Source organism: Croceicoccus ponticola (assembly GCF_004004515.1).
Taxonomy (GTDB): domain Bacteria; phylum Pseudomonadota; class Alphaproteobacteria; order Sphingomonadales; family Sphingomonadaceae; genus Croceicoccus; species Croceicoccus ponticola.
In genome coordinates, this window is the sequence record NZ_RXOL01000001.1 from 711,168 (window position 1) to 732,299 (window position 21,132).

At 62.1% G+C, this 21,132-nt stretch carries 19 protein-coding genes and 1 tRNA gene; 9 read left to right on the plus strand and 11 right to left on the minus strand.

Annotation, left to right across the window (positions count from 1 at the left end):
• Window positions 1-168: 168 nt before the first annotated feature.
• Window positions 169-1,044 (plus strand): alpha/beta fold hydrolase, encoded by an 876-nt coding sequence (locus tag EKN06_RS03440; RefSeq protein ID WP_127611449.1) that lies wholly within the window; start codon window positions 169-171, stop codon window positions 1,042-1,044.
• Window positions 1,045-1,296: 252 nt separating this feature from the next.
• Here EKN06_RS03440 and EKN06_RS03445 read toward each other — a convergent pair whose 3' ends face one another.
• Window positions 1,297-2,937 (minus strand): DUF6504 family protein, encoded by a 1,641-nt coding sequence (locus EKN06_RS03445; RefSeq protein ID WP_240654578.1) that lies wholly within the window; start codon window positions 2,935-2,937, stop codon window positions 1,297-1,299.
• Entirely contained in the window at window positions 2,837-3,622 is a 786-nt protein-coding gene (locus EKN06_RS03450) for a hypothetical protein (RefSeq protein ID WP_240654579.1), read from the minus strand. The genes EKN06_RS03445 and EKN06_RS03450 overlap by 101 nt, the downstream gene beginning before the upstream one ends.
• Window positions 3,623-3,899: 277 nt before the next feature.
• On the opposite strand from EKN06_RS03450, the gene EKN06_RS03455 reads away from it, so the two are divergent.
• Window positions 3,900-4,385: a pyridoxamine 5'-phosphate oxidase family protein gene (locus EKN06_RS03455; protein ID WP_127611451.1), complete on the plus strand. Its 486-nt coding sequence runs from the start codon at window positions 3,900-3,902 to the stop codon at window positions 4,383-4,385.
• An 84-nt stretch (window positions 4,386-4,469) separates the two neighbouring features.
• Here the strand turns inward: EKN06_RS03455 and EKN06_RS03460 are convergent, their stop codons facing one another.
• Window positions 4,470-6,044, minus strand: a complete 1,575-nt coding sequence (locus tag EKN06_RS03460; protein WP_127611452.1) for an amino acid permease — start codon at window positions 6,042-6,044, stop codon at window positions 4,470-4,472.
• A 146-nt stretch (window positions 6,045-6,190) separates the two neighbouring features.
• Here EKN06_RS03460 and panB point away from each other — a divergent pair, with 146 nt between their 5' ends.
• Together panB and EKN06_RS03470 are read left to right on the plus strand one after the other, a co-directional pair.
• Window positions 6,191-7,060, plus strand: a complete 870-nt coding sequence (gene panB / locus EKN06_RS03465; protein ID WP_127611453.1) for a 3-methyl-2-oxobutanoate hydroxymethyltransferase — start codon at window positions 6,191-6,193, stop codon at window positions 7,058-7,060.
• Window positions 7,061-7,150: 90 nt separating this feature from the next.
• Window positions 7,151-8,230: a DUF475 domain-containing protein gene (locus tag EKN06_RS03470; protein WP_127611454.1), complete on the plus strand. Its 1,080-nt coding sequence runs from the start codon at window positions 7,151-7,153 to the stop codon at window positions 8,228-8,230.
• Here the strand turns inward: EKN06_RS03470 and prsR are convergent, their stop codons facing one another.
• The 4 genes from prsR to EKN06_RS15570 all read right to left on the minus strand — a co-directional run bounded on the left by prsR (window position 8,231) and on the right by EKN06_RS15570 (window position 12,444).
• Window positions 8,231-9,607 (minus strand): PEP-CTERM-box response regulator transcription factor, encoded by a 1,377-nt coding sequence (gene prsR, locus EKN06_RS03475; protein WP_127611455.1) that lies wholly within the window; start codon window positions 9,605-9,607, stop codon window positions 8,231-8,233.
• Window positions 9,607-11,730 carry an XrtA/PEP-CTERM system histidine kinase PrsK gene (gene prsK / locus EKN06_RS03480; RefSeq protein WP_127611456.1) on the minus strand — a complete coding sequence of 708 codons (2,124 nt, stop codon included), beginning with the start codon at window positions 11,728-11,730 and terminating at the stop codon, window positions 9,607-9,609. The genes prsR and prsK overlap by 1 nt, the downstream gene beginning before the upstream one ends.
• Window positions 11,731-11,905: 175 nt before the next feature.
• A complete protein-coding gene (locus EKN06_RS03485; protein ID WP_127611457.1) occupies window positions 11,906-12,190 on the minus strand; it encodes a hypothetical protein in 285 nt (94 codons plus the stop codon).
• A 104-nt stretch (window positions 12,191-12,294) separates the two neighbouring features.
• On the minus strand, window positions 12,295-12,444 hold the full coding sequence (locus EKN06_RS15570; RefSeq protein WP_164843915.1) for a hypothetical protein: 150 nt from the start codon (window positions 12,442-12,444) through the stop codon (window positions 12,295-12,297).
• A gap of 165 nt (window positions 12,445-12,609) precedes the next feature.
• On the opposite strand from EKN06_RS15570, the gene EKN06_RS03490 reads away from it, so the two are divergent.
• Entirely contained in the window at window positions 12,610-13,248 is a 639-nt protein-coding gene (locus EKN06_RS03490) for a winged helix-turn-helix domain-containing protein (protein WP_127611458.1), read from the plus strand.
• A gap of 25 nt (window positions 13,249-13,273) precedes the next feature.
• Here the strand turns inward: EKN06_RS03490 and EKN06_RS03495 are convergent, their stop codons facing one another.
• The 4 genes from EKN06_RS03495 to efp form a co-directional block, all read right to left on the minus strand.
• Window positions 13,274-15,055 carry an SLC13 family permease gene (locus EKN06_RS03495; protein ID WP_338068059.1) on the minus strand — a complete coding sequence of 594 codons (1,782 nt, stop codon included), beginning with the start codon at window positions 15,053-15,055 and terminating at the stop codon, window positions 13,274-13,276.
• A gap of 94 nt (window positions 15,056-15,149) precedes the next feature.
• Window positions 15,150-15,233: transfer RNA gene (locus EKN06_RS03500), tRNA-Leu, on the minus strand.
• Between the two features lie 51 nt (window positions 15,234-15,284).
• Window positions 15,285-16,109: an inositol monophosphatase family protein gene (locus EKN06_RS03505; protein ID WP_127611460.1), complete on the minus strand. Its 825-nt coding sequence runs from the start codon at window positions 16,107-16,109 to the stop codon at window positions 15,285-15,287.
• Between the two features lie 8 nt (window positions 16,110-16,117).
• Window positions 16,118-16,681, minus strand: coding sequence for an elongation factor P (gene efp / locus EKN06_RS03510; protein ID WP_127611461.1), 564 nt, complete (start codon window positions 16,679-16,681; stop codon window positions 16,118-16,120).
• A gap of 172 nt (window positions 16,682-16,853) precedes the next feature.
• Here efp and EKN06_RS03515 point away from each other — a divergent pair, with 172 nt between their 5' ends.
• The 4 genes from EKN06_RS03515 (at window position 16,854) to EKN06_RS03530 (ending at window position 21,126) form a co-directional block, all read left to right on the plus strand.
• The gene (locus EKN06_RS03515) at window positions 16,854-17,393 is read left to right on the plus strand and encodes an adenine phosphoribosyltransferase (protein ID WP_127611462.1); all 540 of its coding nucleotides are present in this window, start codon (window positions 16,854-16,856) and stop codon (window positions 17,391-17,393) included.
• Between the two features lie 176 nt (window positions 17,394-17,569).
• Window positions 17,570-19,231, plus strand: coding sequence for a peptide ABC transporter substrate-binding protein (locus EKN06_RS03520; RefSeq protein WP_127611463.1), 1,662 nt, complete (start codon window positions 17,570-17,572; stop codon window positions 19,229-19,231).
• 43 nt (window positions 19,232-19,274) lie between these two features.
• Window positions 19,275-20,192 (plus strand): ABC transporter permease, encoded by a 918-nt coding sequence (locus EKN06_RS03525; RefSeq protein WP_127611464.1) that lies wholly within the window; start codon window positions 19,275-19,277, stop codon window positions 20,190-20,192.
• Window positions 20,185-21,126 (plus strand): ABC transporter permease, encoded by a 942-nt coding sequence (locus EKN06_RS03530; RefSeq protein WP_127611465.1) that lies wholly within the window; start codon window positions 20,185-20,187, stop codon window positions 21,124-21,126. The genes EKN06_RS03525 and EKN06_RS03530 overlap by 8 nt, the downstream gene beginning before the upstream one ends.
• Window positions 21,127-21,132: the final 6 nt, after the last annotated feature.

Genomic DNA, 21,132 nt, shown 5'->3' on the forward strand with positions numbered 1-21,132 from the left:
GTTCTTTGTGATGTCGTGCCAATATCCTTTGTGAATCAGCTCGTCCGAAACTGCGCGCTATCTGGCGAAATGACGGAAACCCAATCGTTTGGCTGCGTTGTCCCGCCATGCAGTGCGGACATTCCGCGCAACCAAAGAGCAGGGGCCAAATCCCCGAAAAGGACATTCATGAGCACGATACAAACCCGCGACGGCACCAACATCTATGTCAAGGAATGGGGCGAAGGCCGCCCCGTCGTCCTCATCCACGGCTGGCCACTTTCGGCAGACAGCTGGGATCCGCAGATGAACGTGCTGGCCGACAACGGCTTCCGCGTGGTCGCTTATGACCGCCGCGGTTTCGGGCGCAGCGACCAGCCCGGCACCGGCAACGAATACGACACCTATGCCGACGATCTTGCTGATGTACTGGCGGCCAAGGGGCTGACCGACGATGTCGCGCTGGTTGGCTTTTCGATGGGTGGCGGCGAAATCGCGCGATACATGTCGCGCCATGGCGGCAAGGGCATCAGCCGCGCCGTCTTCATCAGCTCGGTCGCGGGCTACATGCTAAAGGGGCCCGACAATCCCAACGGCGTGCCGCAGGAAACCTTCGACGAGATGACGAAGGCGATGAAGGAGGACTTCCGCAAGTTCTTCACCGGCTTCTTTCAGGATTTCTATGGTCGCACGGTCGACAGCGCTTCGCCCGTCAGCGACGAACAGCTGCACTGGGCCTGGCAGACGACGATGCACGCGGGCCTGCGCAACATCCTGCAGGCGGCCAACGCCTTCGCCACCACCGATTTCCGCCCCGATCTCGACCGTGTGAAGGTGCCTTCGCTGGTCATTCACGGCACCGCCGACAAAACCGTTCCGATCGAGGCGACGGGCCATGTCGTGGCGCAAAAGGTGCCCGGCGCAAAGCTGATCGAGTACGAAGGCGAGCCACATGCGGTCTTTGCCACGCAGCAGGATCGGTTGACGCAGGACCTGCTCGATTTCCTCTGTTCCGACAGGGTGGCCCCTGATGCCGGTGTGGAAACGCTTGAAGCTGCGCGGTAATGTGAGGTAGGCATTTAAACCGAGCTGCTTTTTTCAATAGGAACGGCAGAGTTCCGCGGTTTTCGCTTGGCTGTTAACCTTATTGACACTATGGTCGTGTTAACCCCGGCGATGAGTTGAAATCGCGCCCGCCAGTTCGCAGTCCCTGATGAATTTGGGTCGAGTTGAATAGCGATAGAAGACAGAGATACCGATACACGGACGGCCTCCGTGTGGGGGCGGCGAAGTTCATCTTCGTCGCCCCTTTTCGTCTCAGGCGAACAGGCCGTGGAGGAACCATTGCGGCAATCCGCCGCGCCCATCGCCCGCCAGCCCCGCGCGATAGAGCCAGTATCGCCGCCCTTCGCCATCCTCGATCCGGTAATAGTCGCGCAGCCGCGTGGAACCGCGTTCGCGCCACCATTCGGGCGCGATTCGTTCCGGCCCCTCTGCCCGCAGGACTTGGTGCAATGATCCGCGCCAGCGGAACCGGCGGGGCAGGCCGTCGGGCGTGGCATAAAGCACCTCGATCGTCTCTGCCCGGTCGAGCAGTTTGAGCGGGCGGTGGTGAAACGCCATTTCCTCCTGCGCGGCGGGCATCGGGTCGAGCGGGGCCTGCCAGCGTTGCGCGCGTTCGGGCAAGTGGCTGGCATGGGGCACCGCGCGGCGCACCGCATCGGGGCCAAGCCGGGTGGCAAGCCGGTCGATGCAGGCGGCAAGGCTGGTGCCATGCTCGCCCTCCGTCTCGCCTAAACGCACTTGCGCAAGGTCCAGCGGCTCGGCCCAGCTGGCGGTCAGGCGCATCATCTCGAACCCGAAACCGGCTTCGAGGTTTTGCAGCTTTTCAGTGAACAATCGGCAGATATGCGCCGGATCGCGGCTGGCGGCGGCAAGTTCGAGGCGGCGCGTCACCACTTCCCCATCGACGCGCCAGCAAGTGAAATCGATCCGCCGGGCGCCCTCTCCGCGCCCCTCCAGCTCTCGCACCAGCGCGGCGGCAAGATCGCCCAGCACGACTTCGAGCAGGGTCAGGTGGCGGATCGGCTCCATCAACCGGTGCTGCACCATCGCGGGCGGGCGGGCGGTCACCGGCAGCAATGGTTCGGGCACGCGCCCGGTCAGTTGATCGTGGCGCAGCAGCGGGTTTGCCGCAGGCGTTCGGCGATTGCGGAACCGGCGAACCAGCGCGTCGCGGCCGATGCCCGACAAATCGCCCAGCCGTTTCAGCCCCAGCCTGCGCATGACGAGCAGCACGTCGTCGTCCAGCCGCAGCGCCGCCATCGGCAGGGGGGAAAGCCGTTGTGCGATCTCCTCCTGCGGATCGTTGGCCGCGGTATCCAGAATCGCGCGCGACGGCCCGTGATGCGCCAGCGCCCATGCCGCCCCCGCCGTCGGCGCGATAGCCAACCGGGCGGTCAGCCCCCGCCTCGCCAGCATGGCCTGAGCATCGACCAACAGGCGCTGTTCCCCGCCGAACAGGTGCGCCGCGCCGGTCACGTCGACCAGCAGGCCGTCGGGCATATCCATCGCGCTCCACGGTCCCCACCGCTGCGCCCAGACCGCCATCTTTTCCAGGAACGCGAGATCGCCTGCCGCATCGGCAGGGTGAGTCGCGATCTGCGGACAGAGGGCGCGGGCATCGGCCAGCATCATGTCCGTCCGCACGCCCGCCTGTGTCGCGGCGCGGTTGACGGCATCGATGCGCGGGCCGTGCGCGGTTTCGCGGATCAGCGCGACGGGGGCGGCGTCCTCGCCCTCCCCCTCTGCCAAGCGGCCGCCACGGTATGATGGGGTATCGGGATGGGTGGTATCGTCAGCGGTCGGGCGCAGCAGCCGCCAGCGATCGATCGCCAGCCTCGCCAGCCAGATCGCCATCACGCGGCGCGGCGGCGCCGGTAATGCGGCCTGTGCCATCGGCGCTCTCCTCCCTGCTGATCCACCATGTTCCGGGGCGCGTTCCCCGCGCGCGGAACAGTTCCGCCTGCCAGCGCGGCGCGCCGGGTGCTTGCGCGTTCCATTGCGACGGGGCGGACGGGGCCGAAACCGCATCCCACCGCATCCGCGACGCGCCAAGATCGCGTCGCGCATCCAGCCGCACCAGCCACAGCGGCACCCCGTGCCGTTCCGCCGCCAGCACCAGCCTGCGCGACGCGGTGAAATCCATTTCGCGCGGGTTGCCCGCGATCTCTCCGATCACGAAGGCGAGATCGCGACAACGGATGCCTTCTTCCAACGCGAACAGCGCGTCGGCCGCGTCCTTTGTGCGGACATGGACGCAACGATGCCGCAGATCGCGCGGCAGGCCGGGCAGATAGGGCCTTCCGCCCAGCTTTGCCGCGCGATTGTCCTGAACCCACAGGAACGGACGTTCGTCGCTGCTGGCCGGTGGCACGTCCTTGCCCGGCCCGACGCGCGGGCACCCTTCGGCCAGCGCGATGGCCAGCGCCGCGCCCGTCGCCTCCTGCCCCGGTGCAAAAATGTCGCCCGCGCCGCGAAAGGCGGAACCGGGGCGCCATTCGTCATGCGGCAAAAGCACTGCTGCGCCGGCACTCACCTCTGCCCGCGATGCCCCACCCGCTGATGCCAAGCCCGCAGACACGCCGCCCCCTTCCCCCAGCCATCGGGCGGGAGAGAGCGGGCAGCCGGAAACAGGCCCGCCGGCAGGCCCGAAGGCACGGCGGAAGGCTCGTTTCCACCGCGGCAGGAGGCGGTCGAATCGGTCATGCGAATCCCAGTCGGAACGATTATTGTTCTTATTATGTTCCAACCTGCCCGTCCATCCTCACGCATCATCGCATGGTGGACAGCCGTCGCGGCATCGTTCGGAACCAGCGCGTTCCGGGCCCGTTAGGATGGTAAATGAAAGGAATTCTTACATGGACTATGACAAACACCCCGAACCGGAAAAGATGAAGCACGAGTTCTGGGAGGAGATGAACAAATCTCCGTTCCTCATGCTCCAGCTCGATGCCGATCCCGACAGCTCCGCGCCGATGACCGCGCAGCTGGACAAGGATGCGGACAGCGCGATCTGGTTTTTCACCTATCGCGACAGCCGCTTTGGCAAAATGGGGCCGGCGACCGCGACTTTCGCGTCGAAGGGCCACGAAGTCTTCGCCCGCTTCAGCGGTGTACTCACCGAAGAAACCAGCCGTGAACGCCTTGAAAAGCAGTGGGACAATACTGTCCAGGCGTGGTTCCCCGAAGGCAAGGACAGCCCCAAGGTGCTGTTGATGCGCATGGATCTGGGCGATGCCTCGATCTGGTGCGGCAAGATGGGTCTGCTGTCGGTCGGCAAGATGCTGCTGGGCATGGACGTCACCGACGATGTCGCGGGCGGTCAGGTCGAAACGACGCTCTGACACCCCAAACCTGAATCATCGAACCAAAAAAAGGGCCGCTTTCATATCCGAAAGCGGCCCTTCTTCTATTCTGCGCAGCGCCGATCAGTTGTGCGGGGGGTGGATCGGAATTTGCGTATGTTCGCCAGCCACGTCATCGACCACTTCGACGATGCCGCGGCCAAGGTGGCTCGCACCCCGGCTATAGGCGTAATAGATCACGAGGCCGATCGCACCCCAAATGGGCAGGAACAGCATCGCACCGATCGGCAGATTAAAGAACAGGAACAGGCAGCCGAAGATCGTCAGCGGAGCGACGATCCACACCGCCGGAACCCGGAAGGCACGCTGACGCGACGGATCGCGACGACGCAGGACCATGACAGCAATAGCCACCATCATGAACGCATAGAGCGTTCCGGCGTTCGAAATGTCGGCGAGCTGGCCCACCGGAAAGAACGCCGCGCCGATTGCAACGACCACGCCGGTAATGGCGGTCACGATGTGCGGAGTCTTGAACCTGGGATGCACGGTGCTGAGCTTTTCGGGAAGCAGGCCGTCACGCGCCATCACGAAGAAGATGCGCGTTTGCCCGAAGATCAGCACGAGAATGACTGACGGCAACGCAAGGAAAGCGGCAAGGCCAAGCATATTGCCGACGCCCGAAAAACCGATGACTCGCAGCACGTGGGCCAGCGCCTCGTTCGAACAGACCAGCGCATCGACGTGTTGCGGCATGACGCACTGGCGCGCGAGTTCTTCCGAACCGGCCGGGAAGGGAACGCCGTCCGGTCCCATGATCGGCTGGCCACCGATGGTGCCGATCGCGCCCGCCGCGACGAGAATATAGAACACCGTGCAGAACAGCAGCGAACCGACAAGGCCGATAGGCACGTTGCGCTGCGGGTCCTTGGTCTCTTCGGCCGCTGTCGAAACCGCGTCGAAGCCGACATAGGCGAAAAAGATCGTCGCCGCCGCGCCGACCGCACCGACGCCAGTGCCGAAGCCACCGAAAATGCCCGCGGGCAGGAACGGATTGAACCGCGCCGGATCGAATTCCGCGCTACCCAGCGTCAGCACCACGAAAGCGGTAAGCGCGGTGACCTTCACCAGGACGAGGACCGCGTTGAACTTGGCGCTTTCGCTTGTGCCCACGATCAGCAGCCCGGTGACGAGCAGCGCAATGACGAGCGCAGGCAGATTGATGAACCCGCCCGGCGCGCCGCCCAGTGCCAGCGGACCGGAAGCGAGCCATAACGGAAGCTGCACTCCCATCAGTTCATTGAGGAACGTGCCCGAGAAATAGCCCGACCAGCCCACCGAAACCGCAGCGGCGGCAATTGCATATTCCATGATCAGGGCCCAACCGACGGTCCAGGCAAGCAGCTCGCCCATTGTCGCGTAGCTGTAGGTATAAGCAGAACCCGCAACCGGGATCATCGAGGCGATTTCGGCATAGCAGAGCGCGGCGACGATGCAGACCGCGCCGGCGATGGCAAAGGCGAGCATCAGACCCGGCCCCGCCTTTTGCGCGCCGGCAGACGTCAGCACGAAGATGCCGGTGCCGATGACGCAGCCGATGCCGAACAACGTCAGTTGGAACCAGCCAAGCGATCGGTGCAGCGATTTCTTTTGTGCTGTCGCCAAAATGGCGTCGAGCGGTTTTACACGACCAAACATTGGTCCTCCCTGAAATGTTTATGTCCGGTGGGCGGAACTGGTCGCTGGCCGGAATGCTGGGCGCGAAGCTAGCTTCAATTGTAACTAGTGCAAGTCCAATTGCAGGGCGGCTTGCCCCTTGTGCACGGGAAACCTACAAGCGCGCCATGTCCACGACTTTCCAGCTCGATACCGCGACCAGCCGCGCCAATCCCACCCCCGCGCCGATGAAGCGGCTGACTGTGCCGAAAATCATGCAGCGCAAGGTGGACGGCGTAACGGCAGAGCCACTGGTCATGCTCACCGCCTATACCGCGCGGCAGGCGCAATTGCTCGACCCGCATTGCGACATGCTGCTGGTGGGCGATTCGCTGGGACAGGTAATTTATGGCCTTCCGTCCACTCTGGCGGTCACGCTCGACATGATGATCGCCCACGGTGCCGCCGTGGTGCGCGGGTCATACCATTCTGTCGTGGTCGTCGACATGCCGTTCGGATCATACGAGGGATCGCCGCAGCAGGCCTTTGCCAGCGCGAGCCGCATTCTCGCCGAAACCGGCGCTGCGGCGGTGAAGCTCGAAGGCGGGGAGGCGATGGCCGAAACGATCGCGTTTCTTGCCGCGCGGGGCATTCCGGTCATGGCCCACATCGGCCTGACTCCGCAGGCGGTCAACGCGCTGGGCGGTTACATGGCCCGCGGTCGCAGCGACGCCGAAGAAGCCAAGATCATCGCCGACGGCAAGGCCGTGGCCGATGCCGGCGCATTTGCCGTGGTGATCGAAGGGGTGGTCGAAGACATCGCCATCGCCGTCACCAACGCCATCGCAATTCCCACCGTCGGCATCGGCGCATCGGCGCAATGCGATGGACAGGTGCTGGTGACCGAAGACATGCTCGGCATGTTCGAACGGGTGCCGCGCTTCGTAAAGAAGTACAACGATATCGCGGCGGTCATTTCGGCGACAGCGGAAACTTATGCCGCCGAAGTGCGTTCGCGTTCTTTCCCTTCCGCCGACCACACGTATCAGCCCAAATAGCCGGCCAACTTGCATAACCGGGCATCCTAAGCAACGGGCGGCCCACCAAGACGACGCCACACCGGCTCCACTCGCAAATTCGGATCATTCATGGACACGCTCAAGCGCTTCTACGGCTTTTCGCTCATCTTCACGCTGATCTGCCTTGGCCTTGGCGCTTGGTACGGTCTGGCCAGCACCGGGACTGTTTCCGGCACCGCGCAGATCCTTTGGATCATCGTGGTGCTGTCGGTGCTCGAAATATCGCTGAGCTTCGACAACGCGGTAGTGAATGCCTCGGTTTTGAAGGACATGGACCATGTCTGGCAAAAGCGGTTCCTGACCTGGGGCATTCTGTTCGCAGTGTTCGGCATGCGGATTGTGTTCCCGCTCGCGATCGTGGCCATCGCCGCAGGGCTTGGCCCGGTAGAGGCAATGAACTTGTCGCTCAACGACCCGCTCGAATACGAACGGATCGTCTCCAGCGCCCATGTCGGCATCGCCGGTTTCGGCGGTGCATTCCTTGCCATGGTCGGCCTCAAGTTCTTTTTCGACGGCGAAAAAGACATTCACTGGATCGGATCGGTCGAACGGTTCCTTGGTCGTTTCTCGGCCCTTCCCGCAGCCGAGATCGCGCTATTGCTATTAAGCCTTTGGGGCATCTCGTTGCTGCTGTCTGACGCAGACGCGCTGACCTTCCTGATCGCGGGCATTCTCGGCCTCGTCACCTTCATCGCGGTCGAAGGCGTCAGCACGCTGCTGGAATTGCACGAGGAAAAACAGCGTCTTGCCGGGGCGGCCGTTCGCAGCGGGCTTGGCGGATTTCTCTATCTCAACATCCTCGACGCCAGTTTCAGCTTCGACGGGGTGATCGGGGCCTTTGCGCTCTCGAACAACATGATCGTCATCGCGCTCGGCCTTTCGATCGGCGCTCTGTTCGTGCGGTCCATGACCATTCATCTTGTCGAAAAGGGCACGCTGGCCGAATACCGGTACCTTGAACATGGCGCGTTCTGGGCGATCATCGTGCTGGGCGCGATCATGCTGCTATCGGCGAAGTTCCACATTCCCGAAACGATCACCGGGCTGATCGGCGCCATTCTCATCGGCCTTTCGCTGTGGTGGTCGATGCGTTTCAAGAAACGCCACCCCGACCACGACGCGCATATCGCAGGCCCGGCCGCCGATTGATCAGCCGGACAAGTCGTACTGCTTCATCAGGTCGTACAGCGTCGGGCGGCTGATCCCCAGCATCCGCGCGGTCGAACTGATGTTGCCCTCGCTACGCGACAGTGCATGGCGGATGACACGGCGGTCGGCCTGTTCACGCGCGGCCTTCAGGTTCAGCGCGCTGACGATTTCGTCGTCGGGGTCGGCAAGGTCGAGATCTTCCGCACTGACGACCTTGCCGTCGGACATTATGACCGCGCGCTTCACCCTGTTTTCCAGTTCACGCACGTTGCCCGGCCATGGCCACGCGTCGATGGCGGCGAGCGCATCCGATGAAAAGCCGGTGACTTTCGGGTTCATCTCGCCGGCGAATTTGTGCAAGAAATGCCGGGCCAGCAAGGGCGCATCGCCCGGCCTGTCTGCCAGTGACGGGATGGTCACGACGATTTCGGCCAGCCGGTAATAGAGGTCCTCGCGGAACGTCCCTTCGGCGATCATCGCCTGAAGGTCGCGGTGCGTGGCGCACACGATGCGGGTGTCGATCGCGATGGACTTGCGCCCGCCGATCCGTTCCAGCGTGCGTTCCTGCAAAAACCGCAGCAGCTTGGCCTGCAACGCCAGCGGAATGTCGCCCAGTTCGTCGAGGAACAGGGTTCCGCCTTCGGCCATTTCGATCTTGCCTTCGCGAGTGCTCGTCGCCCCGGTGAAGCTGCCCTTTTCGTGGCCGAACAGTTCGGATTCCAGCAAGTGTTCGGGGATCGCGGCGCAGTTGATCGCGACAAAGGCACCGCCGCGACGCGGGCTGGCATCGTGCAAACCGCGGGCCAGAAGCTCCTTGCCCGTCCCGCTTGCCCCCAGCAACAAGACCGAGACATCGGCGGGCGCCACGCGTTCAATGGTGCGCGCAACCCGAACCATCTCAGGCGCGGAGGTGATGAGCGTGCCGAGTACGCGGCTTTCCTCGCCCGTCCTGGCCGATAAGGTCCTGTTCTCGCGCTCTATCTCGCACAAGTTCAGCGCGCGCCGGACGATCAGCGACAGTTCCTCGATCTTCACCGGCTTGGCATAGAAATCGTATGCCCCGCGCTCGATCGCCTGCAACGCGCTTTCGTGCGCGCCGTGGCCGCTGGCGATGATGACCTTGGTGTCGGGCTTCAATTCCATGATCGCGTCGAGAATGGCAAACCCCTCGCTCGTCCCGTCAGGATCGGGCGGCAAGCCAAGGTCAAGCGTCACGACATCGGGCGCCTCGGACCGCAACGCAGTGATCGCCGCGTCGCGGTCACCGACACAGGTTACGTCGAAATCGTCCCAGGCCCATTTTAGCTGGGTCTGCAGCCCGGGATCATCCTCGATTACCAGAAGCTTGGGGAGCCCGCCTCCCTTCTTGCCAGCCATTACGCCACATTCCTTTCAGGCAATGCTGGGAGAGCGGTCGCCAATGGTTCGGCCGCCTTTGCCGATGCCTCTGCCCGGTCGAGCCAGATGATGAAACGCGATCCGATACCGAGCCGCGATTCGACTTCGAGCCGTCCGCCCATCGCCCGGACCAGTTCGCGCGCTTCGAAGGCGCCTATGCCAAAGCCATCGGCCTTGGTCGACACGAACGGCTTGAACAATGTCGTTTGCACGAATTCCGGCGACATGCCGCAGCCCTTGTCGGCGATCTCGATCCCCGCCAGCCGGTCGGTGCCAGGAAAGCTGACATCGATGCCGCGTCCCGGTCCGCTAGCCTCCAGTGCGTTGCGCGCGATGTGGCGCAGCACCTGGTCCAGCGCCTCTCGGTCGCCTCGCAACGCTCCGCCGCCGCCCGGTCCGACATGGACCAACCCCGATGCGATCTCGACCGCCAGCGCGCTGCGAACGACCTCTGCCGGGCAAAGCGGTTGCAGCGCGCCGACCCCGTGACCGCCATAGTTGGACAACCGGCCCAGCAATGTTTCCAGCCGCCCCGTCGCACTGCGCAGCGTGACCAGCATGTCGGCGCGAAAGGCCGGCTTTTCGATGTGACGTTCGGCATTCGATACGACCAGACCCAACTGGCTGGCGAGGTTTTTGATATCATGCATGACAAAGGCCATGCGACGGTTGAATTCGTCGAACCGCGCCGCCTCCAGCAAAGCGCGTTGCGCATGGTTTTCCGATAAGTGCGCGGCCAGTTGCTGGCCAACGATCCGCATCAGGTCGAAATCCTCCCAGTCCAGCGTGCGGGCATAGACCGGGCGGGCCAGCACCACGATCCCGGCAAGCCTTCCGTCGACCTGCAACGGAACGAGCGCCCATGCGCTGGGATTGGAAAGCAGCCATGGCGGCACGAGATGCCGCTCGGCACGATTGCCGTCGAGCGCTCGCACCGCGTCTAGCGCGATGGCCGTGTTCGTTCGTTCGAACGTGGCCAGAGTTGTCGCCGAGATTGCCTGCGCCGGCACCTCGATCGACCAGTTCCACCTCGCGGCAAGAGCCATCTGCCCATCGTCAGTCGGGGACAGAAGCAGGCCTGCCGGACTGTCGACGATATCGGCCAGCGACTGCACCGCGCGCTGTTCCAGGGGAGCGGCCGCCTCCAGCGGCCCGGCGATGGTGCGCGACAGGCGCAGCCATTCGTCGCGATAATCGTAGCGGTGGCGGAAAAAGTTGCGGACGACCGCTTCGCGCAACCAGCCGCGAAACCCTCTCGACGCCACAAGCGCGCCGACGAACACGGCCAGCATAACGGAGCCGAACCGGCTCAGCGTGCCAAAGCCAAGGTCGCTGCGCGCCATGGCGCCGTCGATGCTGAACAGTGCGAACAGGTATAACGAAATGACCAGCAGCGAGAGGCTTTGGAACGTGACGCTGCGCGAAGGAGAAAACCGGCGGATTGCGGTTTGACGCCCATCCAGCCAGACCATCGTCGCAACAGCGGTCCATACGAATGAACGGGCAAACAGGACGGCGACCGGCAAGTCTCCGGCAAGGTAAGCCAGCGCGTAGACATTGAGTTCGAAGCCCCAGGCCATGACCAAGGCGCCCGACATCCACCTAATGCGCGCACGCTGCTGCGCCCCTGCACCGACATAAAGGTTATGGATCAGAACCAGCATGCCGATCACGAAAAGCATGTGGAATATGTTCGACACCCGCGCGACCCGTTCGAATGCCACCGGCAGCGTGAAGACGTCCGACAATGCGACGAGAGGCACCTGCAACAGTTCGGTCAGCGCCAATGCCGCAATCATGGGGCCGACAGGGCGAAGGCTGGCATGGCGACCGTCGGCGGCGAACATGGCGCGCAACACGGCAAGCCACATCAGGTTGCGCAGCCCGGCCACTAGCCATAACGCACGCGGATCGATGACGCCGGGGCTGCTGGCCAGCAGGTGCACCGCACTAGCGCCCAGCGCCGCGATGACCAGCGCACGGCTCTGATCAGGCCGCTCGCGCCGCCAGAGGGCGAATGCCACGAACAGGCACGCCAGCGCACTGGCCGCGAGCGCCGCGGTCGACAGGATTGCCCAGATGGGATCGGCGGACGTCAGCACGGCTTACGCTGCGGCCCGAACGAACGATATCGAAGGTAGCGGACGGAAAGTTGAGCCATGCGCCCAGCCTACCGCCTGCATGGTAAATGCAGCGTAAAGAAAACCCCCCGGAAACCGTGCTGGGCTTCCGGGGGAAATTTATCCGGTCGCCGCGCAATGGCGGCGAGAAACTCGGTTATTCGGCAATCTTGTCCGCAGCGGCATCGGCAGCTTCGCCGACATTCTGTGCCGCTTCGCCAACGCTGCTGGCGGCATCGGCAATGGCGTTGTCCTTTGCCACTTCGGACGAACTGTCCCGCATCAACAAAAATGCGCCAACGACGAGCGCAAGGGCAAGAATAACGAATATCGCCCAGCCGGCACCACCACGCGACCGTTCGGGACGATCATGAATGATTTCCGTATGCGTATGCGTGTCGCCAGTTGGCGTGCGCGTCTCGATAATTCTTTCTTCAACCATCGTACCGTCTCCTCTGATCCGTTTGCGCTACAAACGTATGTTGCCGCAATGCGGTTCCGGAAGCGGATTGCCGTGTCCGAATTTCTAATCGGAAACGACCGAGGTTACCCTTCGAGAAGATTGTCGAGCGTCTTTTGAAATGCACCTGTGCTGATGGCTTCTCGCCTTGTCACAGATTCGAACCAGGCGGCGATTTCACCCATGGGCGCATCGTTGTCAGAGCGGGCGTCGATCGAAGATTTTACGTTGTTCATGAGAGCTAATCCTCAGAGTTCCGCCACATAAACACACGCACCTGACATTAGTGTCAATAGTTCCGATGGACAAAAATCCCGCGCACATGTGTTTTGTTGCAAACCCGCAACAAGCAGTTTGTTCCCGCATTGCAAATCGTGCCCGTTTGAACGACGGTGCGTAAGATGATTGCGCACCCCACGTTTGATGTCGGATGGCTGGATGACTGTTCCAGCGATGATCGCGCCGCCATTCTCGAAGCCGGGCGTTTCGTGGACCGGCGATTCGCGGCATCGGGCATTGCTTGCGTAAGTCTGGGAATGCCCGATTTCCGTTTGCGTATTTCCGCACGATTGAGCCACGGATGCAGGGTTCTTGCGCTCGGGACCATTGCGAACAAGGCTCAGCGCATCGCGGCTTTGGCTGCCGGGGCACATGAATTTCTGACGACCGGCCCCATCGACCCCATTCAAATGGGCGCGCGATTGCAGTTTATGGTCACGGGCACCTCTATTCCCTTGGATCTCAAGATCGAACCGGCCGAACGAACACTTGTCGTCGGCGGCGTGAGCCACGCCCTGTCCGAACGAGAGCTTGTGCTGTGCGCCGCACTGGTCGCGGCGCAAGGTGGTTTTGTAACGCATGAACGGCTGCTGGAACTGGTTTGGGACAACCGCTACACTGATCGGCAGCACCTACGTGTCGCTATTGCGCGGTTGCGTCGCAGGATCGAACCCGAACCCGACCTGCCCCGCTATCTGCTCGTTGAACCTGCGATCGGATACCGGATCGGCAGCGGTCTCCCGGCCCGGCCGGCACCGTAGAGCAGGCCCGTAGCCGACAGGTTTGCTACATGTAGAAAAAGACGAGCATCAACGACAACGTCGTCGCCATCAGCGCAACCAGCGGAACGCCGGTACGCATGTAATCGCTGAAATTGTAACGCCCTTCGTCCATGATCAGCATGTTCGTCTGATAGGCGATGGGCGTTGCGTAACACAGGTTGCAACCGAACAGCACGGCCAGCACCAGCGGCTCCGGCGGCAAGCCCAGGGTCTGCGCGATGTTGAAGGCAATCGGAGTTCCCACCGTCGCCGCTGCCGCGTTCGATGCAAAGTTGGTCAAAAGCGTCACGAACAGCATGACGCAGGCGAGGATCATGGCCGGGGGCAAATGTTGCAGTCCGGCCGACATCACGCCGCCCAACCACGCCGCCGCCCCGCTTTCCAGGATAACTCGACCGATGGCGATGCTGGCTGCGACCAATACGATCACGTTGGCCGAAAGCGCCCGGCCCACGCGGTTGAACTTTACGCAACCGGTGACGAACATCAGGATCGCACCCGCCAACGCGGATACGGCAATGGGCCACAATCCCATGCTGGCCGTGGCCACCGAACCGAACATGATCACGGCCGCCAACAGCGCCTTCGACCTGCGCGGCACTTCCGTCACACCCTCCAGCAGCAGCAGCCGGTCGCTCTCGGCGAACTCCTCGATCTCTGCCAGCGGCCCCATGACCAGCAGCACGTCGCCGGGGCGAAGCTGAAGCTCAGAATATTCGTGGCGCCCTTGATCGGGTCCGCGCTGTTGCTGGTGGATGCCGAGCACGGCAACCCCGAACTGCCCGGCCACGCCTGATGACGGGATGGTCAGGCCGACAAGACGCGATTCGGCCGTAAGCGCCATTTCCACCACAACGACGTCGCTGCCCTTGCTTTTGGCAGCGGCGCCGATGCGTTCGATGACCCACGCCGGGGCCACCCTCGCCTTCAACGTGCGCAAGGCATCTTCGAGCGCCGTATGCGTACCACTGACCGGCAGGCGTGAATTTGCCGTGATCTGGCGGTCCAGCGAACCTTCAAAGGCAAAACCGTCAGGCAGACGAGTCTGCAGGTCGCGCGGCGTCTGCCCGACAAGATCGCTGTCGTCGTCGACCCGCAGGGTCGCGGCGAATGTCCGGCGATTGCGGGTAAAGTTCGTGCCATTGTCAGGCAACAGTCGCGGCATCACGAGCCAAAGGTAGGGCAAGGCCACCAGCGCCGCGACCGCGACGATTGGCGTAAAATCGAACACGCGCATCGGCGCCATGCCAAGATCGGCCGCGATCGAAACTACCAGCAAGTTGGTGGACGTGCCGATCGTCGTCGCCATGCCGCCAATCAGCACGGCGGCGTTGAGCGGGATCAGCGTCTTGGACGCCGCCATCGCGCCTTTTTCCGCCAGACCGACGAAAACCGGAAGCAGCAGAACCAGAACGGGCGTGTCATTGACCATCGTCGACAGGACCATCGCCAGCAACAAGGACACCAACATGCCAAGCTGGGTGTTGATCTTCCACACGCTGGCCAGAAGGCGCGTTACAGGTTCCAGCGCGCCGGTCACGACCAGCCCGCGGCCCATCACCATCAGCGCACATATCGTGATCAGCGCCGGATGGCCAAAACCTGAAAAGGCAAGAGCAAGCCCGTCGGTCTGGTGCTGGCCGTCGAGAGGAAAGAAATAGAGCCCCAGCGCGATCAACGCGATCGTGACCAGGCTGACGATTTCCGTCGCGACACGCCCCCGGGCGAAAGCGACGAACATCGATATCGTCAGGATCATCGCGGCCAACGCGTGAAGGGAAGGCATGCCCGGCATCAGCATTCAGGCTACCAGCCGAACCGTCGCCGCGCCACCGACCCCGTCGCCATGCGACAAGATCGATCGAGCGAGATTGCGAAAATGGTGCCCCTGGCCCGACTCGAACGGGCACGTCTTGCGACAAACGATTTTGAGTCGTTCGCGTCTACCATTCCGCCACAGGGGCACTGACCCGGCATGTGCGGGAAGCCGCTCTTAGCCGGGCCTTTTAACTCCTTCAAGCCGGCTTCAGCGAAGATGCAAGAAGCTTGTGGAGGCGCGAATGGAGGACATCGTTGCCGGCAAGGATGGTCTGGTCGCAAATTTCCAGCGAACGCCCACGCCAGTCGGACACGAAACCGCCGGCTTCGCGCACCAGAAGGCATCCCGCCGCGGTATCCCACGGCTTCAGGCCCGCTTCCCAGAAACCCTCGTAACGTCCTGCGGCAAGCCATGCCAGATCGAGCGACGCGGCACCGAACCGGCGAAGACCGGCGACGCGCGGTGCGATTTCGCCCGCGATCTGAGCCCATTGCGGGAAACTGCCCTGCCCGTTGAACGGAATGCCCGTCGCGACGATCGATTCGGAGAGCTCGCGCCGTGCCGAAACGCGCAGGCGCGCATCGTGCAGCCATGCCCCGCGGCCCTTTTCGGCCCAGTAGCTTTCGTCCGTCATGGGCTGGTAAACCAGCGCATGGGTGACTTCGCCCCAGCCCGAACCGTCCAGTTTGGGTTCCTGTACCGCGATCGAAATCGCAAAGTGCGGAATACCGTGAAGGAAGTTCGTCGTGCCGTCGAGCGGATCGATAATGAAACGCGGCTTGCCCTCTTCACCGTCGATCTGGCCCGATTCTTCCAGCAGGAAGTTCCAGCCAGGTCGCGCGACCTTAAGCTCGTCCCACAATGCGCGTTCGGCTGCGCGGTCAGCCTTGGACACGAAGTCGGCGGGACCCTTGTGGCTGACCTGAAGATGGGCGACTTCGCCAAAATCGCGGCGCAGACGGTTGCCCGCCTTGCGCGCGGCGCGCTCCATGACGCGAATAAGACCAGTAATTGCCATGATGATCGCCCTTACGTGGCCTTTCCGACGTAGGTGCGTTCGTAAACGTCCACCACGATCCGCGTGCCGCTTTCGATGTGCGGCGGAACCATGACTCGCACGCCGTTTTCCAGAATCGCGGGCTTGAAGCTGGACGAAGCGGTCTGCCCCTTCACCACGGCATCAGCCTCGACGATGGTCGCTTCGATCTGCTCCGGCAACTGCACCGAAATCGGCTTTTCGTCCCACAGCTCGAGCGTTACTTCCATGCCGTCTTCAAGGAAAGCGGCCGCGTCGCCAAGCAGGTCGGCGGGCAGGGAAATCTGTTCGTAAGTGTCCTTGTCCATGAACACCAGCATGTCGCCTTCGGCGTACAGGTACTGGAAGTCCTTGGTATCGAGGCGGACGCGTTCGATCGTGTCGGCGCTGCGGAAGCGCACGTTGGTCTTGCGGCCATCCTGCAGGTTCTTCATCTCGACCTGCATATAGGCGCCGCCCTTGCCGGGTTGCGTATGCTGGATCTTGGCAACTTTCCAGATGCCGCCTTCGTATTCGAGAATGTTGCCGGGGCGAATGTCGACGCCGCTGATCTTCATGATGCTTCAGCCTGTGAAAGAGCGTGAGAATTTGGAAAGCGCCGCCCTTAGCCGCTGGCGCGCGGCTCGGCAAGCGAGCGGTTGCCGCTCGTTTCGGTGCGACACTTGCTGGCCCGATGTCCCGGCCCTAGTGTCATCGCCTATTCCAACGATATGACGGAACGATGGCGACATGGACGACAACGATGATCTGAAGGACCTCATTCGCACGATCCCCGATCATCCCAAGCCCGGCATCTTGTTCCGGGATATCTCGACCCTGATGCTCGAAGGCGATGCGTTCGCGTCGACTATCGACCGGCTGGCCGACCTGCTCGACAACGGCAAGCCCGACCTGATCGCCGGGATCGAGGCGCGCGGCTTCGTGTTCGCCTCCGCCCTCGCCTACAAACTGGGTTGCGGTGTGCTGATGCTGCGCAAGAGCGGGAAGCTGCCGGGGACCATCGTTTCGATCGAATATGCGCTCGAATACGGGACCGACATGCTGGAAATGCACGACGATGCCTGCGGACCGGGGGCAAAGGTGGTGCTGGTCGACGACCTTATCGCCACCGGGGGCACGGCGCTGGCGGCGGTGGAGTTATTGCGCGGACGCGGCGCCCTGATCGATCAGGCGCTTTTCGTCATCGACCTGCCCGAACTTGGCGGCGCGGATCGTTTGCGCGACTTGGACGTTACATCCCATGCATTGCTGTCGTTCGCGGGCGAATAAACCCATCCTGCGGATTGGCGCGTTGGCTATGTACGTAAGCGGGTCCTTTACCCGAGTGAATCGAATTAAATCAGGCCTTCACAGCAGCGTCGGGACAAGCTTCGCTTGCGATGCGGTTGAAAATTTCATACCGCAGAAAGATGCAAATGAAACTAGTTCGACACGCTGTGCTGATAATGTTGCTTGGCCTGGGTCTCGCCTCGTGCGGCAGCAGGGAACCTGCGACCGACATTGCGGCACGCGAAGGCATCCTGTTGTGGGGCAACGGAACCGAGCCCAAGGGTCTCGATCCCCATCTCGTGACCGGAGTTCCGGAGAACCACATCATCTCCTCGATCATCGAGGGGTTGATCGCCTATCACCCGGACAACGACATGATCCCTGCACCGGGCATGGCCGAACGTTGGGAGCATGATCCCGCTTTTACCGTCTGGACCTTTCACCTGCGCGACGCGAAGTGGACCAACGGGGACCCGGTGCTGGCCAGCGATTTCGTCTATAGCTGGCAGCGCGCGCTGACGCCGGAACTGGGCAACCAGTATGCTGAGATCTTCTACATCATGAAGGGCGCCGAAGCGTTCAACAAAGTTGAGACGAAGGATTTCCGCACCGTCGGCGTAAAGGCGCTGGACAGCAAGACGCTGCAGGTCACGCTTAATGGCCCAGCCCCCTATTTCCCGAACATGTTGAAGCACTATTCCTGGTTCCCGGTGAATCCGCGCGCAGTTGAAGCATATGGCAGCATCGGCGATCGCCAGAATTCATGGTCGAAGCTGGAAAACTTTGTCGGCAATGGTCCGTTCAAGCTCAAGAAATGGGCAACAAACCAGGAAATCGAAGTCGTCCGCAACCCCACCTACTGGGATGCGAAGACCGTAAAGCTCAACGGCATCCGCTTTTTCCCGATCGAAAATGCAGGAACCGAAGAAGTGATGTTCCGCGGCGGACGCCTGCACCTGACCAACACCGTGCTCAACGAAAAAGTCCCGATCTTCAAGAAGAAGATGCCGGACCAGATGATGATCGAACCGTATCTCGGCAACTACTATTACAAGATCAACACGGAGCGTAAGCCGTTCGACGATCCCCGTGTGCGCAAAGCTCTGACGCTTGCGATCGACCGGCAGTTGCTTGTCGATAAGGTGACCAAGGGCGGACAGCTGCCCGCAACCGGCTTCGTACCAGCCGGAGTTCCGGGCTACCCGCCGTCCGACCGCGCGGCATTTCATCCCGACGAAGCCCGCAAGTTGCTGGCCGAAGCCGGCTATCCCAACGGCAAGGGATTTCCCAAGACCGAGATCCTGGTCAACACCCTGGAAACGCACCGTCAAATCGCAGAGGCGTTGCAGGCCATGTGGAAGAAGAACCTCAACATCCACATCGGCATCTACAACCAGGAGTGGAAGGTCTATCTCGATAACATGAAGGGCGGGAATTATGACATGGCCCGCGCCGGCTGGATCGGCGATTACGTCGACCCGTCGTCATTCCTCAACATTATGACCACCGGAAACGGCAACAATGACACCAACTGGGGCGATCCGCGTTACGACGCGTTGATCGACGACGCTCAGCGCGCGCCGGACGAAAAGACGCGCTTTGCCATGCTGCGCGAGGCGGAACAGATCATGATGGACGCGATGCCGATCATCCCGATCTATTTCTATACCCGCGTTTACCTCAAGGACCCGCGGTTGAAGGGTTGGCACCCCAAGCTGCTCGACAACCACCCCGTCAAATACCTCTATTTCGACGGACAACGCGTGACGGCGCCGAAAACGGCCGGTTCTGCGCCAAAGCCGGTTTCCACCGCTTCTGCCACCGCCCCCGCGCAATGATCGGCGCAGGCCCAATTTCCGTTAACTGGACGAAGGCGATCCCATGCTGAAATTCATCGGCAAACGGTTCTTGCAGGGCATTCTGGTCCTGATCGGAATCTATGCCCTCACCTTCTTCCTCGTCGCCTCGACGCCGGGCAGCCCGTTCAGTTCGGAACGGGCGATGCAGCCGGAAATCCTCGCCCAGATCGAAGCTTTCTACGGCTACGACAAACCGGTCGGCGAACGCTTTCTGACTTCTGTCGGCAATATCTTGCACGGCGATTTCGGGCCCAGTGCGGTTTACGCCAACCGCACAGTGACCGAGATCATCGCCGAAAGCTTTCCGGTATCGCTGAAGCTGGGTTCGATTTCGCTGCTCGTCGCACTTTTACTAGGCATTCCGGCCGGCATTCTGGCGGCAGTGAAAAAGAATACATGGTTGGACTACGTGCCGATGTCGACCGCAATGGCGGGCATCTGCCTTCCCACGTTCGTGATGGGGCCGCTTCTGGCGTTGGTGTTCGGCCTGATCTTCGCGGTTCTTCCGGTCGCCGGCTGGTTCGGGCCCGAATTCGTCGTGCTTCCCGCAGCGACGCTGGGGCTTTATTACGCCGCCTATTTTGCCCGGCTGACCCGTGGCGGGATGCTTGAAATGCTCAATCAGGATTTCGTGCGAACCGCGCGAGCAAAGGGCGTTCCCGAACACATGATCGTATGGAAGCATTGCCTCAAGGGCGGATTGATCCCGGCGATCACGTTCCTCGGCCCTGCGCTGGCAGGCATCATTTCCGGCTCGTTCGTCGTCGAAACGATCTTTCAGGTCCCGGGTCTTGGCCAATGGTTCGTGAAGGGCGCGCTGAACCGCGACGACTTCCTGATCCTTGGCCTCACGGTCCTGTTCGCTTCGCTGATCGTGCTGATGAACCTCCTCGTCGACATCGCGCAGGTCGCGCTCAACCCACGGCTGAAATATGACTGATCATTCCGAAACCGCCGTCCTCGGCAACGAAGCGGCCCCCGTGCCGCGTCACAGCGCATCGGAAATCGCCGAGCATGAACTGATACAGGGCTCGTCCCTGTGGAAGGACGCGTGGTCCCGGCTGCGGAAAAATCGGCTGGCGGTCGCCAGTCTCGTGATCTTCCTGCTGATCGTGGTCGCCTCCATCGTCGGCCCATGGCTTGTCCCCTATAACAGCCAGGAACAGGATCTCTTCCTGGGCGCGACAGCGCCATCGGCGGCGCACTGGTTCGGCACCGACACGCTGGGCCGAGACCTGCTGGTCCGCACTTTGGAAGGCGGGCGCATATCGCTGATGGTCGGCCTTATCGCGACGGTCGTCTCGCTTGCCATCGGCGTCATCTATGGCGCGACGGCCGGCTACATGGGCGGCAAGGTCGATGCCACGATGATGCGTTTCGTCGACCTGCTTTACGCCCTTCCCTTCACGATTTTCGTCATCCTGTTGATGGTGGCATTCGGCCGATCCATGTGGCTGATGTTCGTCGCCATCGGTGCGGTCGAGTGGCTGTCGATGGCGCGAATCGTGCGCGCCGGTGTCATGGGGCTCAAGAAGCAGGAATTCGTCGAGGCTGCCGTTTCGCTCGGTTACAGCCACAAGCGGATCATCCTGCGCCACCTCATCCCCAACGTGCTCGGCCCCGTCATCGTCATCGCGACACTGACCGTTCCGGCCGTCATGCTGCTCGAAGCGTTCCTGTCGTTTCTCGGCCTTGGCGTTCAGCCGCCCAATGCTTCGTGGGGCGTGCTCATCAACGAAGGGCAGCAGAACATGGAAATCTTCCCGTGGCTGCTCATATTCCCGGCCTTCCTGTTTGCCCTCACCCTGTTCTGCCTGAACTTCCTCGGCGACGGCCTGCGCGACGCGCTCGACCCCAAGAGCGCGAAGGACTGATCGATC

Coding starts and splice junctions, on each gene's coding strand:
- EKN06_RS03440 (WP_127611449.1), top strand. CDS start 169: ATGAGCACGATACAAACCCGCGACGGCACCAACATCTATGTCAAGGAA.
- EKN06_RS03445 (WP_240654578.1), bottom strand. CDS start 2,937: ATGGCACAGGCCGCATTACCGGCGCCGCCGCGCCGCGTGATGGCGATC.
- EKN06_RS03455 (WP_127611451.1), top strand. CDS start 3,900: ATGGACTATGACAAACACCCCGAACCGGAAAAGATGAAGCACGAGTTC.
- EKN06_RS03460 (WP_127611452.1), bottom strand. CDS start 6,044: ATGTTTGGTCGTGTAAAACCGCTCGACGCCATTTTGGCGACAGCACAA.
- panB (WP_127611453.1), top strand. CDS start 6,191: ATGTCCACGACTTTCCAGCTCGATACCGCGACCAGCCGCGCCAATCCC.
- EKN06_RS03470 (WP_127611454.1), top strand. CDS start 7,151: ATGGACACGCTCAAGCGCTTCTACGGCTTTTCGCTCATCTTCACGCTG.
- prsR (WP_127611455.1), bottom strand. CDS start 9,607: ATGGCTGGCAAGAAGGGAGGCGGGCTCCCCAAGCTTCTGGTAATCGAG.
- EKN06_RS03485 (WP_127611457.1), bottom strand. CDS start 12,190: ATGGTTGAAGAAAGAATTATCGAGACGCGCACGCCAACTGGCGACACG.
- EKN06_RS15570 (WP_164843915.1), bottom strand. CDS start 12,444: ATGAACAACGTAAAATCTTCGATCGACGCCCGCTCTGACAACGATGCG.
- EKN06_RS03490 (WP_127611458.1), top strand. CDS start 12,610: ATGATTGCGCACCCCACGTTTGATGTCGGATGGCTGGATGACTGTTCC.
- EKN06_RS03495 (WP_338068059.1), bottom strand. CDS start 15,055: ATGCCTTCCCTTCACGCGTTGGCCGCGATGATCCTGACGATATCGATG.
- efp (WP_127611461.1), bottom strand. CDS start 16,681: ATGAAGATCAGCGGCGTCGACATTCGCCCCGGCAACATTCTCGAATAC.
- EKN06_RS03515 (WP_127611462.1), top strand. CDS start 16,854: ATGGACGACAACGATGATCTGAAGGACCTCATTCGCACGATCCCCGAT.
- EKN06_RS03520 (WP_127611463.1), top strand. CDS start 17,570: ATGTTGCTTGGCCTGGGTCTCGCCTCGTGCGGCAGCAGGGAACCTGCG.
- EKN06_RS03525 (WP_127611464.1), top strand. CDS start 19,275: ATGCTGAAATTCATCGGCAAACGGTTCTTGCAGGGCATTCTGGTCCTG.
- EKN06_RS03530 (WP_127611465.1), top strand. CDS start 20,185: ATGACTGATCATTCCGAAACCGCCGTCCTCGGCAACGAAGCGGCCCCC.